Below are 16538 nucleotides of genomic sequence, written 5' to 3' on the forward strand. Positions count from 1 at the left end.
GTACTGCACATCCGCTCCGTCTCCCGGCCGCGCCCCGACCGCCGATCCCCGGTGTTACAGCGCATCTACCTCGACGCCACCCCGAGGGAGGACACCCGCCCATGACCCCCCGCCGCACCCCAACCGGGAACCTGCTCACCCTCGCCGAAGTCCTGGACGAACTCCGCGTACCCCGCTCCACCTTCTTCCGCTGGAAGGCCACCGGCCGCGCCCCCCGAACCATCAAGTACCCCAACGGCAGCCTGTACGTCCGCCGCCGCGACCTGGACAACTGGCTCAACGACCACGAAGAGGCAGCATGAGCACCTACGACGTACGAATCTGGACAATCCGCGAATACCAGGGACGCGACCGGAAGACGGGCAAGGATCGGAAGACCTACCGCGTGCGATGGGAGGTAGCCGGCCGCGAATTCGGCAAGACTTTCCAGACGCGGGCGATGGCCGAGAGCTTCCGATCTCGCCTTGTTGTGGCGCAGCGTGAGGGCGTCGCATTCGACAAGCCGAGTGGCTTGCCCGAGCCGATGGCGCGAGAGCTGAACAGCCGGACATGGTATGACCTCGCAGTGGCGTTCGTAGACATGAAATGGGCGCGTGCCGCCGCTACGCAGCGAAAGAGCATCGCTGACGCACTTACCACTGTGACGCCGGCTTTCCTGAGCACACGAGGGGCACCGCCTGACGCCGAAATGCGGCGAGCGCTTTACACCTGGACGTTCAACAAGTCGATGAGGGAGGGCGACCCGCCCTCCGACCTGGCACCCGCAATCAAGTGGCTAAAGACCAATTCACTACCCCTCGTCGAGGTGGCGAGCGCAGCCACGATTCGAAAGGCGCTGGATTTGCTGGCCAGCCGGATCGACGGCGGACCGGCTGCCGCCAACACGGTCGCCCGCAAACGTGCCGTTTTATACAGCGCGCTCAAATACGCGGTGGAGCTGCGATACCTCGACGCGCACCCGATGGACTTCGTCCATTGGCGGGCACCGAAGAACGAAGAGAGGATTGACCGAAAGGTCGTGCCGAACCCGCAGCAAGCGCGCGCACTGCTAACCGCCGTCAGGGAGCGCGACCCGGCCCTAGAGGGATTCTTTGCGTGCATGTACTTCGCGGCGCTTCGCCCCTCCGAGGTGATGCACCTAAGGGACGATGAGTGTGACCTTCCCGAGTCGGGTTGGGGGTGGCTTCACCTCAGCGGCTCGACGCAACACGTCGGCGAGGAATGGAGCGACAACGGCGAGATGCGCGAGGACCGCGAGCTGAAGCACCGGGCGAAAAAAGCGACCCGCGATGTTCCGGCCTGCCCGGAGCTCGTCCGCATCCTGCGGCACCACCGGCAGCACCACGGGAAACCAGACGGGCGGATGTTCAATGCGCCAAGTGCTCGGCCCGGCCCGGTTTCGAAAAGCACCTACCTGAGGGCCTGGCGACAGGCACGGGGAAAGGCGCTAACACCTGCTCAGCAACGGTCCGCGCTGGCAAGGGTGCCTTACCACCTTCGGCACGCCGCCGTGTCGCTCTGGCTGAACGCTGGCGTGCCGGCCACCCAGGTCGCCGAGTGGGCAGGGCATAGCGTGCACGTGCTGCTCAAGGTCTACGCCTCATGCATTGACGGCCAGGACGAGACAGCCCGGAAACGGATCGACAGCGCACTAGGTACACCCCCGGCAGGTGCCGAGGATACGCCGGAAGAGCGCCCGACCGGGGACGGCTTGAGCACCTGAGCGGGCGAGAGTGACCGCTTATCGGCACGCGACCTCGGCCGCGTGCCGAAGGCTCAGCCCGAGGCGCATGTTTGTCCGCGAGGCCCGCAGGTGATCCCATCCGGCGAGGCCTCGCCGTTTCACAAGGACTACTCAGACCAGGACAGCTCAATGAGGTGGCCGTTTCTGTCGCGCCTCCAATGCCGTCCGGCCGCATCGCGAAAGTCCAGGCTCACGCTGAGGTTTTGCAGATCCGCATTCCGTCGCCGCGGATTTTGGCCCTCCTGCGGGTCGGCGTAGATCACACCCTGCGCCGGCGGCACCACTGAGAGATACCTGGTCCACGTGGGCTGATCATCGCCCCGAGCCACGAACTCATAGAAGGAGATGAACACGTCATATATCGGAAGATCCGACGCGTTGAGTATGCGGCCGCCCCACGCAGGGCCGGCGTCGAGAAGTTGGACTGTACCGACCCTTGGGGCTCGCACGCCCCGGTCGCCGAAGGCATACCAGACTGATACTCGGGAAGCCTGGCTGCGCCTTTCGTCCTCGGTCCGCTCCCGGCGCTCCTGCTCGGCGCGGGCGTCACGACCAGACTCGATCTTGTAGACCCGGAAGCCGACGGCCGACGCGACGGTGGCCAGGACGACGGTGGCGATATTGGCCAGGGCCCCGATCCACGTCGCCGCATCACCCGGTTCCAGCAGCGTCAGCCACACCAGCGCGGACACCCAGAACGAATTCACCGGCCCAGGTTAGGTGGACAACGCAACCGAGCCGGTAAAGCCGCCCGCGTAGCCGGCGACGACGGCCACGATTCCGGATCAACCCCTACGGCACGGCGGCGAACTTTGCCGCCCATTTGCCGCGACGAGTGAGACGCGGCTACCCCCGACGAGACGAGTTGAGACCGACTCACTAGCCAATAGCACGCCCCCTGACCAGCGTTCGCGCTGGTCAGGGGGCGTTTTTGCTGTCCAGGTGAGCGGAGGGTGTGGGATTCGAACCCACGAAGACATCGCTGCCTTACCGGTTTTCAAGACCAGCGCCATCGGCCACTAGGCGAACCCTCCCGGCCCACGACCCCGAGGGGTACGCCGCCGTGCCTAGTCTGCCACGTCGGCGACCCGCCCGAGCGGGCACGGCACCCGTCGGGACCGGGACACCATCCACAGTGGGAGTCCCGGGCCGGGCACGGAAGGGTCGACCGGTGGGGTAGACAGGAGGCATGCGCGCGATCACGATCCCGGAGCCCGGCGGACCCGACGCACTGGTGTGGGCCGAGGTGCCCGATCCGGAGCCCGGCCCCGGTGAGGTGGTCGTCGACGTGCGGGCCAGCGCCGTCAACCGGGCGGACCTGCTGCAACGGCAGGGGTTCTACCCACCGCCGCCGGGCGCGCCCGCGTACCCGGGACTGGAGTGCTCGGGGGTGGTCAGCGCGACCGCCCCCGACGTGACCGGGTGGCAGGTCGGCCAGGAGGTCTGCGCGCTGCTGGCCGGCGGCGGGTACGCGGAGCGGGTGGCGGTGCCGGCCGCGCAGCTGCTGCCGGTGCCGGCCGGCGTCGCCTTGGTGGACGCCGCGGCGCTGCCGGAGGTGGCCTGTACGGTCTGGTCGAACGTCGTGCAGCTGGCCCGGCTGACGGCCGGTGAGACGCTGCTCGTGCACGGTGGCGGCAGCGGCATCGGCACGTTCGCGGTGCAGCTCGGCACGGCGCTCGGCGCGACGGTCGTGGTGACCGCCCGGTCGGTGAAGCACGAGCGGCTGCGCGGGCTGGGTGCCGCGCACACGATCGACTACCGGGAGCAGGACTTCGTCGAGGAGGTCCGTGCGGTCACCGACGGCCGGGGCGCGGACGTGATCCTGGACATCATGGGGGCGTCCTACCTGTCCCGCAACGTGGCTGCCCTGGCCGACGGCGGCCGGCTGGTCGTGATCGGCATGCAGGGCGGGCGCAAGGCCGAGCTGGACCTGGGTGCGCTGCTGGCCAAGCGGGGCACGGTGGCGGCGACCGCGCTGCGGTCCCGGCCGCTCAACCAGAAGGCGGAGATCGTCCGGGGCGTACGCGAGCAGGTGTGGCCGCTGGTCGGGGCGGGGACGATCACGCCGATCGTGGACCGGCGGCTGCCGATGACCGAGGCGGCGGAGGCGCACCGCCTGGTCGAGTCGAACGACCATGTCGGCAAGGTCCTGCTCACCCTCGACTGATCACCTCACCCGTCGGTCGAGGTGGGCAGGACCAGTCGGGCACCGGAGCCCTCGCCGGCGAGGGAGTCGCCGGGGTTGTAGAGGGCGCAGCGCTGCAACGACAGGCAGCCGCACCCGATGCACCCGTCCAGGTCGTCGCGGAGCTTGCCGAGCAGCCGGATCCTCTCGTCCAGCCGGTCGCGCCAGGCGCGGGAGAGCCGCGCCCAGTCCTCGGCGGTCGGCGTACGCGAAGCGGGCAGCGACTCCAGCGCGGCCCGGATCTCCTCCAGGGAGACGCCGACCTGCTGGGAGATCCGGATGAACGCGACCCGGCGCAGCTCGATCCGGGCGTACCGGCGCTGGTTGCCACCGGTGCGTTCGGCGCGGATCAGCCCGAGCCGCTCGTAGTAGCGCAGGGCCGAGGGGGCCACGCCGCTGCGCTGGGCGAGCTGCCCGATGGTGAGTGCTTCGTGCATCACGTCGCCTTGAGTTGAAGTTCGCTTGAACTTGCAGGCTAGCCGCATGACGACGACGACCGCCACCACGGGCGGCGCCACGCCGGCCCCACCGCCGGCCGCGCCCACGCCGCCACCCCCCACACTCGCCGCGCTGCTCGAACGGGTCCGCGGTGGGCGGGAGTTCGGCCCGAACGTCTACTCGACGCTCGACGTGCTCCAGGTCCTCTACGACCGGATCCTGCGGATCACCCCGGCCACCGTCGACGACCCGGAGCGGGACCGGTTCCTGCTCTCCAAGGGGCATGCGGTCGCCGGGTACTACGCGGTGCTCGCCGCTCGTGGTTTCATCCCCGCAGACTGGCTGGACGACCAGGGCGGCCCGGCGAGCCGGCTCGGCGACCACCCGGACCGGCTGCTGGTCCCCGGCGTGGAGATCGGCTCCGGCTCGCTCGGCCACGGCCTGGGACTGGGCGTGGGCACCGCCCTCGGGCTGCGGGCCCAGGGCCTGCTGCGCCCGAGGGTGTACGTCCTGCTCGGCGACGCCGAACTGGACGAGGGCTCCAACCACGAGGCGATCGCGTACGCGGGTGCCACCGGCCTGGCCAGCCTGACCGCCATCGTGGTCGACAACTCCTCGGCCACGCACGGCTGGCCGGGCGGGGCGGCGGCCCGGTTCACCGTGAACGGCTGGACCGCCGCCACCGTCGACGGGCGCGACCACGACGCCCTGTACACCGCCCTCACCGGGCAGGACGACCACCGGCCGCACGTCGTCGTCGCGGCCGTCGACAGCGGGGAGTGACCGTGCGCGACACCTTCATCGAGACCACCACCGCGCTGCTCGCGGAGGATCCCCGTACCGCCCTGGTGCTGGCCGACATCTCCGCCGCGGCGTTCGTCCCGGCCGCCCGCCGGCACCCGGACCGGGTACTCAACGTGGGCATCCGCGAGCAGTTGATGGTCGGGGTGGCCGGCGGACTGGCGCTGACCGGGCTGCGCCCGATCGTGCACAGCTACGCGCCGTTCCTCGTCGAGCGGGCGTACGAGCAGCTCAAGCTCGACCTGGACCACCAGGGCGTGGGGGCGGTGCTGGTCAGCGTCGGCGCCTCGTACGACCGGGCGTCGGCCGGGCGCACGCACCTCTCCCCGGCCGACGTCTCACTGATCGACACCCTGCACGGCTGGACCGTGCACGTCCCCGGCCATCCGGCCGAGGTGCCGGCGCTGCTGCGTACGGCGGTCGGCGGCGACGGGTCCGCGTACCTGCGGCTCTCCGCGCTGCGCAACGACGAGCCGCGCGGCGGGGACGGCGCGCTCGTGGTGGTGCGGGACGCGGGGCCCGGCGCGCCGCTGCTGGTGGCGGTCGGTCCGGTGCTCGACGCGGCAGTGGCCGCGGTGACCGACCTGCCGGTGACGGTGGCGTACACGAACCGACCGCGGCCGTTCGACGTGACCGGCCTGCGTGCGCTGGCCGGTGACGCGGTGATCCTGGTCGAGCCCTACCTTGCCGGGACGTCCGCCCGGGTGGTGTCGGCGGCGCTGGCTGACCGGCCGCACCGCCTGCTGGCCCGGGGCGTGGGCCGGGAGGAGCTCCGGCGGTACGGTACGGCCGACGACCACACCCGCTGGCACGGGCTGGACGCGGCCGGCCTGCGCCGGTCGGTCGTCACGTTCCTGCGGCCCGCCCCGGTGGGCTGAGCGCGGACGGAAGGGTCAGTGGGTCAGCGGGTCGGGGCGACGCGGGGGCGACGGCGAGCACGCTCGCGGCCCAGGATCCAGATCGCCTCGACCCCGTCCTTCCAGGTGATCTTCTTGCCCTCCTCGCGACCCCGGGCGCGGTAGCTGATCGGCACCTCGTACGGCCGGATGCGGCGACGCAGCAGCTTGCCGGTCACCTCGGCCTCCATGCCGAAGCCGCGGGAGCGGATGTCCAGCGAGCGGTAGAGGGCCACCGGCATCAGCTTGAAGCAGGTCTCCAGGTCGCCGATGTAGGAGTTGAACAGGACGTTCGCCGCCATGGTGACGCCCTTGTTGCCCATCACGTACCAGAAGCTGTAGGCGCTGTGGCTGCCGAAGGTGCGGTTGCCGTAGACCACCTCGGCCCGCCCGTCGAGCACCGGGTCCAGCAGCCTCGGGATGTCCTGCGGGTCGTACTCCAGGTCGGCGTCGAGGATGACCATGTAGTCGCCCTCGGCGTTGTCCACCGCGGTCTTGATGGCCGCGCCCTTGCCGGCGTTGCGCTGGTGGGTGATGACCCGGAGGCGCGCGTCGTCCGCCCGGCCGAGGATCTCGCCGGTGCCGTCGCGGCTGCCGTCGTCGACGATGAGCAGCTCGATCTCGCACGGGTAGTCCACCGCGAGGGCCTGCTTCAAGGCATCCGCGATGCGTTCTTCCTCGTTGTAGACCGGCATGAGGATCGAGAGCTTCACGAGATTCCCCTGGGTAGCGGACGACACGACGCCATAGCCTACCTTGCCTGCCAGCAGGGCGACAGGACCCGTCGGTCGGCCGGGACCGACCCCGGCAGACGGTGGCCAGACTGACGAAATTTCGGGATCGCCCGGTTCTGCACTCCGCGCGCAAGCTTTCCGAGACGTATTCACATATGTCGACACGCGCGTTACCGTCCGGTAACTCGATCGAAACCCCACGATCGAGCCGAAAGGAGTGCGTCGATGCTTGGTACCCGCGCCAGGCGCGAACGGACGATCCGACGGACCGTCACCGCCGTCCTCGCCACCGCTCTCGTCCTGCCGATGCTCACCGGGCCGGCCTCGCCCGCCGCCGCCGCCGACCGCCCGGCCGTCCAACCACTCCCGACGAACCTCGAGGCGATCCGCGCCGCCGAGGCCACCGCGCTCTACGGCGCCCCCGACATCCGCCCGCTGGAGCAACGGCGTACCGCGCTGGTCACCATGGGCGACAGCGAGATCTCCGGAGAGGGCGTGGGCAACTACGTCCCGGGCACCCACCAACCCGGCAACTGGTGCGACCGCTCGTACGACCAGGCGGTGTTCCGCACCGGCATCACCGCCGACGAGAAGTACAACGTCGCCTGCTCCGGCGCCACCCCGTGGAACCTGATCGCGGGCGGGCCCACCCAGCACAACGAACTGAACCAGGGCGACCAGCTCGCGATCAAGGCGCGCAACACGCACGTCAGGCTGATCTGGGTGGTCGTCGGCGCGAACGGCGACGGCACCATCCAGTTCGGCCCGGTCGCCACCGACTGCGCCGTCAGCCGGGTGTTCTTCCAGGGCCCGTGCTACCCGCGCTACACCGACCAGTGGACGATCCGCACCGACGGCAGCCGGCGCGCGGTGGAGGAGGCGCTCACCTCCATCCGCCAGACCATGACCTCCGCCGGTTACCTGCGGTCGGACTACGAGCTGGTGCTGATGTCGTACCCGAGCCCGGGCAGCCCGGATGTCGAGGACAACCCGAACTTTCCCGGCTGGTACGCGGGCGGCTGCCTGCTCTACCTGGCCGACGCGGCGTTCGCCCGGAACAAGGCGGTGCCGCTGTTCGAGTCGGCGCTGCGGGCGGCGGCGGCCAACACCGGCACCCGGTACCTCGACGCCAGCCGGCTGTTCCACGGCCACGAGGTGTGCACCGACAACACCTCCGTACGCGGTCTCTACATCGAGGTCGGCATCTGGGACGAGAACGCGGCGCGGCAGTCGTTCCACCCGAACGCGCGTGGCCACGGCATGTTCGCCCAGTGCATCACCCAGTTCTACGCCTCCGGGCAGGATCGGGCGACCTGCGTCGACCCGGCCAGCACCGGCTCCGGTGTGCTCTACCCGGGGCTCTTCGAGTTCCGGCAGCTGCGCAACACGGCCACCGGCACCTGCGTGGACGGCCGGGGGTACGACTCGCGCAACGGCACGGTCCAGCAGTCGTACGCCTGCCACGGGGGCCGTAACCAGGGCTTCTGGTACGACCCGACCCGCCGGTCGCTGCACTCCGAGCTGTCCCACGACCGCTGCCTGGACGTCTCCGGCGGATCGTTGACCTCCGGCACGGCGGTCAACATCTACGACTGCCACGGCGGGGCGAACCAGAAGTTCGTGCTCACCGGCTCCCAGATCCGGACCGCCGGCAACACGAACCTCTGCCTCGCGTTCGACAACCCGTGGTTCGGCACTCCCCGGTTGCGGCTGGCCACCTGCTCGACCAGCGGCCGCCAGCAGTGGTCCTTCGAGTCCCGTACCTTCCCGAACCCGGTCGGCTACGGCCACGACGACTGGATCGGCTCCCGCGTCTACTGAGCCGTCGGCTGCGTTAAGAGGGGCCCCCCGTACAACGCGAGGCGTTAACGGGGGGCCCTTCCTTACTTCACAACGATCAGACGGGCCACGCCGTTCTCGCCGTCCTTCACGCCCGCGACGCCGAGGACGCTGCCGACCTCGACCGCCTCGGGCTGGACCGTCCGGCGGCGCTCCAGCACCCGCAGCTCGGGGCCGAAGGTCCAGGTCATGGTGAAGCCGTCGGTGGACTTCACGGTCATCTTCCCGCCGTCGATCGCGGTCACCTCGCCGCGCTGCACCGCGACGGTCTTCGTACCGCCGTCCCGGGTCTGCACGACCACCTCACCGTGCAGGGTGTTCTGCCGCAGCAGCACCCGGGCCTGGCGGCGCTTGCGCCACTCCTCGGCGCGCTCCCGCCGGCCCGGCTCGGCGACCGCCGAGGAGGACGGTGACGGCGTGGCCGACGCCGGCGCGGCGACGGTCAGCACGTCCAGCTCGGCGGCGTCGAAGCCCATCGCGGTGAGCGCCTGGCCCTCCGCGCCCATGGCCGCGGCGACCTCGACGGCCGCCTCCGGCGCCGACTCCGCTCCGACGCGGGTCGTACCGCATCCGGTCAGGCCCAGCGTGACCGCCGTGAGCAGCGTGGTGGCGGCGACTCCCCAACGTGCCATGACTCTCCCTCTCGTCGGTTCCGGTGTGGCATCAGACTCCCCCGGGACGGCGAGCGGAGCGTCAGGCCGATGTTCGGGTCGGGTAAGGATCGCCAGGCAGCCGGACGGTGATCGCCGCGCCGCCCTCCGGAGCGTGCCCGGCGACGATCTCCCCGCCCAGCCGCCGGACCAGGCCGGACGCGAGCGCCAGTCCCAGACCGCTGCCCACCTTGCGCACCCCCCGGTACCGCTGGTGCAACGCGCCGCGCTCGAACGCCACGGCCAGGTCGTCGTCGGTGAAGCCGGGTCCGCCGTCGCGGACCTCCACGACACCGCCGGCCGACGGGTCCGCACCGGCCGGCCGGACCGCGAGCACGATCGGCGCCCCCGGGGGTACGACCCGCAGCGCGTTCTCCAGCAGCCCGTCCACCACCTGCCGGATCCGACCCGGATCGGTGTACGCGGGCACCGGCCGGTCCGGGATCTCCAGCCGGAACGCCACCTCGACGGCGCGGCACCGGCCGGCCCAGGTCCGTTCGGCGTCGGCGGCCAGCCGGGCCAGGTCCACCGGCACCGGCTCCAGCGGGAAGTCGGCGGCCTCCAGGCGGGCGAGTGCCAGCAGGTCGCTGACCAGCCGGTCCAGGTGTTCCGCCTCGGCGAGCATCGTCCGACCGGTGGCGGGGACGTCGCCGGCGCCGATCACGCCGTCGGCGAGCGCCTCCGCGTACCCCCGGACGGCGGTCAACGGGGTACGCAGCTCGTGCGACACGGACAGCAGGAACTCCCGCTGCCGTCCCTCGCTGGTCGCCAGCGCCGCCGCGAGCCCGTTCAGCGCGTCCGCCAGGTCGGCCACCTCGTCCGGCGGTTCCACTGGTACGCGTACCGCCCGGTCACCGGCGCGCAGGCGGGCGGCGGCGGTCGCCGCGACCCGGATCGGTCGGGCGAGGCGGCGGGCGAGCAGCAGGCCGGCCACCACCCCGGCGGTGAGCCCGGCCAGCAGCGGCAGCCACAGGCTGAGGAGCACCTGCCGCCACAGGCCGGCGGCGCGCGGGCGGGTGAGCACCAGTCCGTCGCCGCCCGGCAGGGCCCGCCCCTCGATCAGGGTGCGCCGCCCGTCCAGGGGGCGGCGGACCGACACGTTGCGCCCCTCCGCGATCCGCTGCACCACCCGGGGCGGGAGGCCCGGCCGGTCCGCCCTGCCGTCCCGGATCAGGTAGGCGCCGACGCCCTGGGCGCGCAGCTGGCGCAGGAGCCGTTCCTCGTCCACGGTGCGGGTCGTGTCCAGACGCGACCGCAGCACCTCGGTGGCGAGCCGGGCCTGGGCGGCCAGCGCCTCGGCGTCGCGGCGCTCGACTCCCCGCACCGCCAGGGGCACCGCGACGAGGGCCGTGACCAGGACCGACACCAGCGCGACGGCGCAGGTGACGAGCACCGCGCGGGCGGTCAGCGTACGCACGGGACCGAAGCGTCGGGGCGGCGGCGCCGGCCGGCGGCCGATCACCGGGAGCGCGACGGTGGGCTGCTCCGGCCGGATCGGCCCGGCGGGGGCGGGGTGCTCAGCCATCGGCGGCGTACCCAACGCCCCGGTGGGTGCGGATCACGCTGGCCGGGCCGAGCTTCGCGCGGACCTGTGCCACGTGGACGTCGACCGTGCGGGTGCCGGCGTGTGCCGCGTACCCCCACACGCCGGCCAGCAGTTCCTCCCGCGTGTAGACCCGCCCGGGTCGGGCCATCAGGTGGGCGAGCAGGTCGAACTCGGTGGAGGTGAGCTGGACCGGGGCGCCGGCGGCGGTCACCGTCCGCTTCGCCGGGTCCAGCACGACCGCGCCGACGACCCGGGGGCGCCCCACGCCCTCCGGCGGACCGGCCGTGCGGCGCAGCACCGCCCGCACCCGCGCGACCAGCTCACGGGGGCTGAACGGCTTGGTGACGTAGTCGTCGGCGCCGAGTTCCAGGCCGACGATCCGGTCGACCTCGTCGTCGCGGGCGGTGAGGAAGATGACCGGCGTCCAGTCGCCCGCCTCGCGCAGCCGGCGGCAGACCTCGGTGCCGGCCATGCCGGGCAGGGCGATGTCCAGGACGCAGGCCACCGGGCGCAGCCGCCGCGCGGCGGCCAGGCCGCCGGTGCCGTCCCGCTCCAGGTGTACGCCGAAACCGTCCCGGCTCAGGTAGAGCCGGACCAGGTCGGCGATGGCCGGCTCGTCCTCGACCACGAGGACGAGGCCGCGGGTCGGGGCGTCGGCGGTCACCGGCCCATGATGGCCGACCCGCGGGTCGGGCGGACGTCAGGACAGTGTTCGGGTTCGGTAAGGAACGCGTCAGCGGATCACGGCGGGGCGCAGCGGCGCGGGTCGCGCGGCGGCGGGCAGGTCGCCGATGGTCTTGACCAGTCGCTCGCGCGACGTGCGCAGGCGCGTGCGGAAGGCGTGGTTGAGCAGGGCGTCGAGCTGCCACACCTGCTTCGGGTGCCGGGTCCGGACGAGGAACCGCTCGCGGATGCCGTCGATGGCCGTGGCGGCCAGCTCGACCGCCTGCAGGCGCGGGTCCGGGCTCCACGTGACGTTGCTCAGCTCGCGCAGCTCGGTGTTGAGGTGCAGGCGCAGCCGGTGCAGCACCCGGGTCTGCTGGGTGACGACGAGCCGACGGTGGGTGAGGAGCAGCAGGTACTCGCCGGAAGCCGGACGGTCGGGGCGGCTGCACCGGGTGACCAGGATGGTCGCGTCGCCGGAGCCGACGCAGCCACGGAACACCGGCATGTGTCGGGTGGCGGTCTGCACTGCGAGACCGGCCTCGGTGGCGGCCGGGAGGAACGTTCGGGAGAAGACGTCCATGACTGGCCCAACGAGCGGTGACCTGGGGTGACGTGGGTCACTCGGAACATTTGGAAGTTCCACGCCACGGAGTCGCACCGCCTGTGCGACATCCCCGTCATGCCCACGTCGCGCGGACCACCTCGGTCAGAGCGGGACCGGCTCCCAGAGCTCCTCCAGCCAGCCCGGGACGGCGGCGGCGTACTCGGCGCGGGCCGGATCGGTGGTCCGCAGGGCGCGCCGCCACGACAGCGACCGGCTGACCACGGTCACCGTCATCGCCAGGGCCGCCGCCTCCCGCAGGGTCGCACGGTCGTACCGGTCCGTCCACGCCTCCAGGTACGCGTCGCGCAGCCGGACCAGCACCGGATCGCCGTTGGGCAGATCGAAGGTGTGCGCGACCGAGCGCAGCGTCACCAGCAGGGTGCCGAACGGGTGGGCGAGGGAGGCGTCGCCCCAGTCGAAGAAGCGGTGACCGTCGCCGCCGGCGAAGACGTTGCCGTCGTGCAGGTCGTCGTGCTGCACGCTGGCCTCGACGCCCAGGTCGGCCAGCCGCCGGCAGTCCTGGGCGTACCGGCCGGCATGGCCGCGCAGCCGGGCGTACGCCTCGGGCGTGAGCCCGCCCTCCCGGCCGACCAGCAGGGACTCGTCGTCCTGGAGCAGCGCCTCGAACAGCTCCGGCAGCAGATCCGGCCGGTGGTCGGGCAACCCGAGGGTGAGCAACTCGCCGGCGTGCGGGGTGACGGTGCGCTGAAGGTCGGCGTACTCGGGGAGGACCTGCTCCCACCGGCCCGGGTCGCGGTGCCGGCCCAGCAGGTCACGGAGGGTCTCACCGCCGTCGGGCAGCAGCGACCAGCCCCGCCCGGCGTCCACCGCGAGGGGGTCCGGCACCCGGTCGGGCGTCAGCCGGGCCAGCGCGGCGAGCACGCCCGCCTCGTACCGGGTGCCGTCGCTGTTGGCCTTGAACCAGGCGTCCCCCGCGTCGGTGGGCACGCGCCACACCAGGGACCAGGGGCGCACGCGCTCCTCCACCGGCCCGGTGACGCGCCGGCCGTGCCGGCCGAGCTGGTCGGTCACCCAGCCCCGCGCGGCCTCCCGCCACCCCGGCCCGTCCCACTGCGCACCTACGACGTCGCCACCCACGCCGGGGACCGTAGCCCGCCGCCCGACCACCGGGCGAACCGATTTCCGCCGCGGGTCAGAGGAGTTCGACGATGGTGGCGTTGGCCATGCCGCCGCCCTCGCACATGGTCTGGAGGCCGTAGCGGATGCCGTTGTCGCGCATGTGGCCGAGCATCGTGGTCATGATGCGGGCACCGGACCCGCCGAGCGGGTGGCCGAGGGCGATCGCGCCGCCGCGCGGGTTGAGCCGCTCCGGGTCCGCCTCGGTCTCCGCCAGCCAGGCCAGCGGCACCGGGGCGAACGCCTCGTTCACCTCGTACACCCCGATCTCCTCGATGCCCAGCCCCGCGCGCCGCAGCGCCTTCGCGGTGGCCGGGATCGGCGCGGTGAGCATCGCGACCGGGTCGTCGGCGGCGACGACGGCGGTGTGGATGCGGGCCAGCGGGCGCAGGCCGTGCCGGCTGGCCCACTCGCTGGTGGTGACGGCGAGGGCCGCCGCGCCGTCGGAGATCTGCGAGGCCGAGCCGGCGGTCACCACGCCGTCCGGGCGGAACGGGGTGGGCAGCTCGCCCAGCTTCTCCAGGGAGGTTTCCCGCCGGATGCCCTCGTCGGCGGCGAACTTCCCACCGTCGGCCAGGGCGACCGGCGCCAGCTCCTCCTCGAAGGCGCCGGCGTCCTGCGCGGCGGCCGCCTTCTCGTGGCTGGCCAGGGCGAACTCGTCGAGCTGGGTCCGGGAGAAGCGCCACCGCTCGGCGATCAGCTCGGCACCGACACCCTGGTTGAAGGGCAGTGGGGAGCCCTGCGCGACGCCCTCGACGCCCCGGTAGCGCTCCAGGATCGCGTCGCTGAACGGCAGCCCGCCGGCCACGCTGGACCCCATCGGCACCCGGGTCATCGACTCGACGCCACCGGCCACCACCAGCTCGGCCTGGCCGGAGACGACGGCCGCGGCGGCGAAGTGCAGCGCCTGCTGGCTGGACCCGCACTGCCGGTCGATGGTGGTGCCCGGCACCGACTCCGGCCACCCGGCGGCCAGCACGCCGTTGCGGGCGATGTTCCACGACTGCTCACCGACCTGGGAGACACAGCCCCACAGCACGTCGTCGACGAGGGCGGGGTCGATGCCGGTGCGTTCGGCGAGGGCACGCAGCACGTGCGCCGACAGGTCGACCGGGTGCACGCCGGCCAGGCTGCCCTTCCGGCGCCCCACCGGGGTGCGTACCGCGCCGACGATGACTGCGTCACTCATGACTACTCCCCGGTAACCTCGGCTGGCTTCGATCGTACGTCCTCGGCGGCCGGTCGTCCGCCCCCGCTGGCATGCTGGACGGATGCTTCCCACCGAGCCCCCGGCCCGGCAGTGGCGGGTGCCTCCGGCCCTCCCCGCGGCGAAGGCGGCCGGCGCGGTCGTCCTGGTCGCGATCGCCCTGCTGTTCGCCGGCGGGGACATCGTCCAACTGGTGCTGGCCGCACTGGCCGCCGCCGTCCTGCTCGGCTGGGCGGCGCGGGACGTGCTCGCTCCCGTCCGGCTGGCGGTCGACCCAGAGGGGATCACCGTGGTCCGGGGCTTCGCGGGCCGCCGCCGCCTGCCCTGGTCCGCCGTCGAGGCCGTCACCGTCGACCGCCGCAACCGTCGCGGGCTCGCCGGGCCGGTGCTGGAGATCGACGCCGGGGAGTCCCTGCACCTCTTCGGTCGCACCGACCTCGGCGCCGACCCGGTCGAGGTGGCCGAGGCGCTGCACGAGGCCCGCCCGCGCTGACGGCGCTCCCGCCGCCCGGCGGGCACCGCCCGCCCCGGCGCCGCCGGATCAGCCGCCCAGGATCACGGCGGTGCGGACCAGCGCCAGGCCGAGCAGCGCCACCACGATCACCGCCCCACCGGCAACCTGCACCAGCGTCCGTCGCGACCGCGGGGCGTACGCGAGGACGAGCGCCATCAACCCGCCGACGACCAGGCCGCCCAGGTGACCGGGGATCGAGATGCCGGGCACGGTGAGTGTGAAGACCAGGTTGATCACCAGGACCGGCAGGAACTGCGAGATGTCCCGCCCCATCCGACGCTCGATGACGATCACCGCGGCGAACAGGCCGAAGATGGCGGTCGAGGCGCCGGCGGTAGGCCGGTTCTGCTCGGTGAGGAGGTACGCGGCGACGTTCCCGCCGAAGCCGGACACGAGGTAGAGCGCGGCGAACCGCAGCGGCCCGAGTTGGGCCTCCAGCGCCCGGCCGAGCAGCCACAGCCCCCACATGTTCAGCAGGAGGTGCAGCACCCCGTAGTGCAGGAACATCGCGGTGACCAGGCGGTACCACTGGCCGTCGGCGATGCCGCCGATCGTCCCGTTCGGCAGGATCGCGTAGCCCAGCACCGCGCCCCAGTTCGTCACGGGGGTGCCACCGCCGAGCAGCCCGCCGAAGCCCGTGCCGCCGGCCACCGCGTCGCCACCCCGATCCGAGGCGATGGACAGCAGCATGACCAGCACGTTGAGCGCGATCAACGCCTTGGTCACGTAGCCGCGTCGGCCGGCGGCACCGCCACCGAAGGCGGTACGCGCCGGCCGTACGCTGCGGCGTCCCTCGCTGACGCACTCGGGGCACTGGAACCCGACGGAGGCGTCACGCATGCAGTCCGGGCAGATCGGCCGGTCACACCGCGTGCACCGCACGTAGGTCTCCCGGCCGGGATGCCGGTAGCAGACCGGAGCGGTCGTCGGCGGCGACTCGCTCACCGGAAACTCCGGGTGCCCGGGCGCTCAGTCATGCGAGCAAAGGTACCTCGCGGTGGCTCAGGCGGCCCCGCGCTCGATCTCGACCCGCTCGATGACGACGTCCTGCAGCGGCCGGTCGTTCGGACCGGTCGGGGTGTTGGCGATCGAGTCCACGACCTTCGCGGACTGCTCGTCGGCCACCTGGCCGAAGATCGTGTGCCGGTTGTTCAGGTGCGGGGTCGGCGACACGGTGATGAAGAACTGCGAGCCGTTGGTGCCCGGCCCGGCGTTCGCCATCGCCAGCAGGTACGGCCGGTCGAAGCGCAGCTCCGGGTGGAACTCGTCGCCGAACTTGTAACCCGGGCCACCACGGCCGGTGCCGGTCGGGTCGCCCATCTGGACCATGAAGCCGCTGATGACGCGGTGCGAGATGGTGCCGTCGTAGTACGGCCCGCTGCCCGGCTGACCGGTGCGCGGGTCGGTGTACTGCGCGGTGCCCTCGGCCAGCTCCACGAAGTTGCGGACGGTCTTCGGAGCGTGGTTCGGGAAGAGCTCCAGCCGGATCGGGCCGGCGTTGGTGTGCAGGGTGGCGTAGACAGCCTCGGCCACGGGTACTCCTCACTCGTTGGTCAGTTCCATGCGGATCCTCCCAT

Annotated in this window: 18 protein-coding genes and 1 tRNA gene; 7 read left to right on the top strand and 12 right to left on the bottom strand. The window is 72.3% G+C overall.

What is annotated here, in order from left to right:
- The first annotated feature begins 101 nt into the window (after nucleotides 1–101).
- Both ACIBR0_RS05780 and ACIBR0_RS05785 read left to right on the top strand, forming a co-directional pair.
- Nucleotides 102–302 (top strand): helix-turn-helix transcriptional regulator, encoded by a 201-nt coding sequence (locus tag ACIBR0_RS05780; RefSeq protein WP_396712887.1) that lies wholly within the window; start codon nucleotides 102–104, stop codon nucleotides 300–302.
- The gene (locus tag ACIBR0_RS05785) at nucleotides 299–1723 is read left to right on the top strand and encodes a tyrosine-type recombinase/integrase (RefSeq protein ID WP_396712888.1); all 1425 of its coding nucleotides are present in this window, start codon (nucleotides 299–301) and stop codon (nucleotides 1721–1723) included. Before ACIBR0_RS05780 ends, ACIBR0_RS05785 begins: the two co-directional genes overlap by 4 nt.
- 128 nt (nucleotides 1724–1851) lie before the next feature.
- On the opposite strand, the gene ACIBR0_RS05790 is transcribed toward ACIBR0_RS05785, so the two are convergent.
- Nucleotides 1852–2451: a hypothetical protein gene (locus ACIBR0_RS05790; protein ID WP_396712889.1), complete on the bottom strand. Its 600-nt coding sequence runs from the start codon at nucleotides 2449–2451 to the stop codon at nucleotides 1852–1854.
- A 240-nt stretch (nucleotides 2452–2691) separates the two neighbouring features.
- Nucleotides 2692–2778 (bottom strand) — tRNA-Ser (locus ACIBR0_RS05795).
- A 155-nt stretch (nucleotides 2779–2933) separates the two neighbouring features.
- On the opposite strand from ACIBR0_RS05795, the gene ACIBR0_RS05800 reads away from it, so the two are divergent.
- Nucleotides 2934–3911, top strand: a complete 978-nt coding sequence (locus ACIBR0_RS05800) for an NAD(P)H-quinone oxidoreductase (protein WP_396712890.1) — start codon at nucleotides 2934–2936, stop codon at nucleotides 3909–3911.
- Nucleotides 3912–3916: 5 nt separating this feature from the next.
- Here the strand turns inward: ACIBR0_RS05800 and soxR are convergent, their stop codons facing one another.
- Entirely contained in the window at nucleotides 3917–4366 is a 450-nt protein-coding gene (soxR, locus tag ACIBR0_RS05805) for a redox-sensitive transcriptional activator SoxR (RefSeq protein WP_396712891.1), read from the bottom strand.
- Nucleotides 4367–4412: 46 nt separating this feature from the next.
- Between soxR and ACIBR0_RS05810 the strand changes: the two genes are divergently transcribed.
- The gene (locus ACIBR0_RS05810) at nucleotides 4413–5150 is read left to right on the top strand and encodes a transketolase (RefSeq protein ID WP_396712892.1); all 738 of its coding nucleotides are present in this window, start codon (nucleotides 4413–4415) and stop codon (nucleotides 5148–5150) included.
- Between the two features lie 2 nt (nucleotides 5151–5152).
- Nucleotides 5153–6046, top strand: a complete 894-nt coding sequence (locus ACIBR0_RS05815) for a transketolase family protein (protein ID WP_396712893.1) — start codon at nucleotides 5153–5155, stop codon at nucleotides 6044–6046.
- Nucleotides 6047–6069: 23 nt separating this feature from the next.
- Here ACIBR0_RS05815 and ACIBR0_RS05820 read toward each other — a convergent pair whose 3' ends face one another.
- Nucleotides 6070–6777: a glycosyltransferase family 2 protein gene (locus ACIBR0_RS05820; RefSeq protein WP_396712894.1), complete on the bottom strand. Its 708-nt coding sequence runs from the start codon at nucleotides 6775–6777 to the stop codon at nucleotides 6070–6072.
- A gap of 246 nt (nucleotides 6778–7023) precedes the next feature.
- Between ACIBR0_RS05820 and ACIBR0_RS05825 the strand changes: the two genes are divergently transcribed.
- Nucleotides 7024–8619 (top strand): ricin-type beta-trefoil lectin domain protein, encoded by a 1596-nt coding sequence (locus ACIBR0_RS05825; protein ID WP_396712895.1) that lies wholly within the window; start codon nucleotides 7024–7026, stop codon nucleotides 8617–8619.
- A 62-nt stretch (nucleotides 8620–8681) separates the two neighbouring features.
- Here the strand turns inward: ACIBR0_RS05825 and ACIBR0_RS05830 are convergent, their stop codons facing one another.
- From ACIBR0_RS05830 to ACIBR0_RS05855, 6 genes are all read right to left on the bottom strand, one after another.
- Complete coding sequence (locus ACIBR0_RS05830) at nucleotides 8682–9269, bottom strand: hypothetical protein (RefSeq protein WP_396712896.1); 588 nt, start codon at nucleotides 9267–9269, stop codon at nucleotides 8682–8684.
- 61 nt (nucleotides 9270–9330) lie between these two features.
- Nucleotides 9331–10812 carry a sensor histidine kinase gene (locus ACIBR0_RS05835; protein WP_396712897.1) on the bottom strand — a complete coding sequence of 494 codons (1482 nt, stop codon included), beginning with the start codon at nucleotides 10810–10812 and terminating at the stop codon, nucleotides 9331–9333.
- Complete coding sequence (locus ACIBR0_RS05840) at nucleotides 10805–11497, bottom strand: response regulator transcription factor (RefSeq protein ID WP_396712898.1); 693 nt, start codon at nucleotides 11495–11497, stop codon at nucleotides 10805–10807. The genes ACIBR0_RS05835 and ACIBR0_RS05840 overlap by 8 nt, the downstream gene beginning before the upstream one ends.
- Before the next feature lie 69 nt (nucleotides 11498–11566).
- Nucleotides 11567–12079: a hypothetical protein gene (locus tag ACIBR0_RS05845; RefSeq protein WP_396712899.1), complete on the bottom strand. Its 513-nt coding sequence runs from the start codon at nucleotides 12077–12079 to the stop codon at nucleotides 11567–11569.
- A 126-nt stretch (nucleotides 12080–12205) separates the two neighbouring features.
- Nucleotides 12206–13201, bottom strand: coding sequence for a phosphotransferase family protein (locus ACIBR0_RS05850; RefSeq protein ID WP_396712900.1), 996 nt, complete (start codon nucleotides 13199–13201; stop codon nucleotides 12206–12208).
- A 55-nt stretch (nucleotides 13202–13256) separates the two neighbouring features.
- Nucleotides 13257–14429, bottom strand: coding sequence for an acetyl-CoA C-acyltransferase (locus tag ACIBR0_RS05855; RefSeq protein ID WP_396712901.1), 1173 nt, complete (start codon nucleotides 14427–14429; stop codon nucleotides 13257–13259).
- Between the two features lie 82 nt (nucleotides 14430–14511).
- Between ACIBR0_RS05855 and ACIBR0_RS05860 the strand changes: the two genes are divergently transcribed.
- The gene (locus ACIBR0_RS05860) at nucleotides 14512–14940 is read left to right on the top strand and encodes a PH domain-containing protein (RefSeq protein ID WP_396712902.1); all 429 of its coding nucleotides are present in this window, start codon (nucleotides 14512–14514) and stop codon (nucleotides 14938–14940) included.
- Nucleotides 14941–14988: 48 nt separating this feature from the next.
- On the opposite strand, the gene ACIBR0_RS05865 is transcribed toward ACIBR0_RS05860, so the two are convergent.
- Nucleotides 14989–15906, bottom strand: a complete 918-nt coding sequence (locus ACIBR0_RS05865) for a rhomboid family intramembrane serine protease (protein ID WP_396712903.1) — start codon at nucleotides 15904–15906, stop codon at nucleotides 14989–14991.
- 57 nt (nucleotides 15907–15963) lie between these two features.
- Nucleotides 15964–16494, bottom strand: a complete 531-nt coding sequence (locus tag ACIBR0_RS05870) for a peptidylprolyl isomerase (protein ID WP_357031955.1) — start codon at nucleotides 16492–16494, stop codon at nucleotides 15964–15966.
- Nucleotides 16495–16538: the final 44 nt, after the last annotated feature.

The organism is Micromonospora sp. NPDC049497 (assembly GCF_044465805.1).
Lineage (GTDB): Bacteria > Actinomycetota > Actinomycetes > Mycobacteriales > Micromonosporaceae > Micromonospora.

Bases quoted from the DNA above. Each gene is read 5' to 3' on its own strand.
- soxR (WP_396712891.1), bottom strand. From the start codon at position 4,366: ATGCACGAAGCACTCACCATCGGGCAGCTCGCCCAGCGCAGCGGCGTG.
- ACIBR0_RS05845 (WP_396712899.1), bottom strand. From the start codon at position 12,079: ATGGACGTCTTCTCCCGAACGTTCCTCCCGGCCGCCACCGAGGCCGGT.
- ACIBR0_RS05835 (WP_396712897.1), bottom strand. From the start codon at position 10,812: ATGGCTGAGCACCCCGCCCCCGCCGGGCCGATCCGGCCGGAGCAGCCC.
- ACIBR0_RS05830 (WP_396712896.1), bottom strand. From the start codon at position 9,269: ATGGCACGTTGGGGAGTCGCCGCCACCACGCTGCTCACGGCGGTCACG.
- ACIBR0_RS05855 (WP_396712901.1), bottom strand. From the start codon at position 14,429: ATGAGTGACGCAGTCATCGTCGGCGCGGTACGCACCCCGGTGGGGCGC.
- ACIBR0_RS05810 (WP_396712892.1), top strand. From the start codon at position 4,413: ATGACGACGACGACCGCCACCACGGGCGGCGCCACGCCGGCCCCACCG.
- ACIBR0_RS05860 (WP_396712902.1), top strand. From the start codon at position 14,512: ATGCTTCCCACCGAGCCCCCGGCCCGGCAGTGGCGGGTGCCTCCGGCC.
- ACIBR0_RS05780 (WP_396712887.1), top strand. From the start codon at position 102: ATGACCCCCCGCCGCACCCCAACCGGGAACCTGCTCACCCTCGCCGAA.
- ACIBR0_RS05825 (WP_396712895.1), top strand. From the start codon at position 7,024: ATGCTTGGTACCCGCGCCAGGCGCGAACGGACGATCCGACGGACCGTC.
- ACIBR0_RS05800 (WP_396712890.1), top strand. From the start codon at position 2,934: ATGCGCGCGATCACGATCCCGGAGCCCGGCGGACCCGACGCACTGGTG.
- ACIBR0_RS05785 (WP_396712888.1), top strand. From the start codon at position 299: ATGAGCACCTACGACGTACGAATCTGGACAATCCGCGAATACCAGGGA.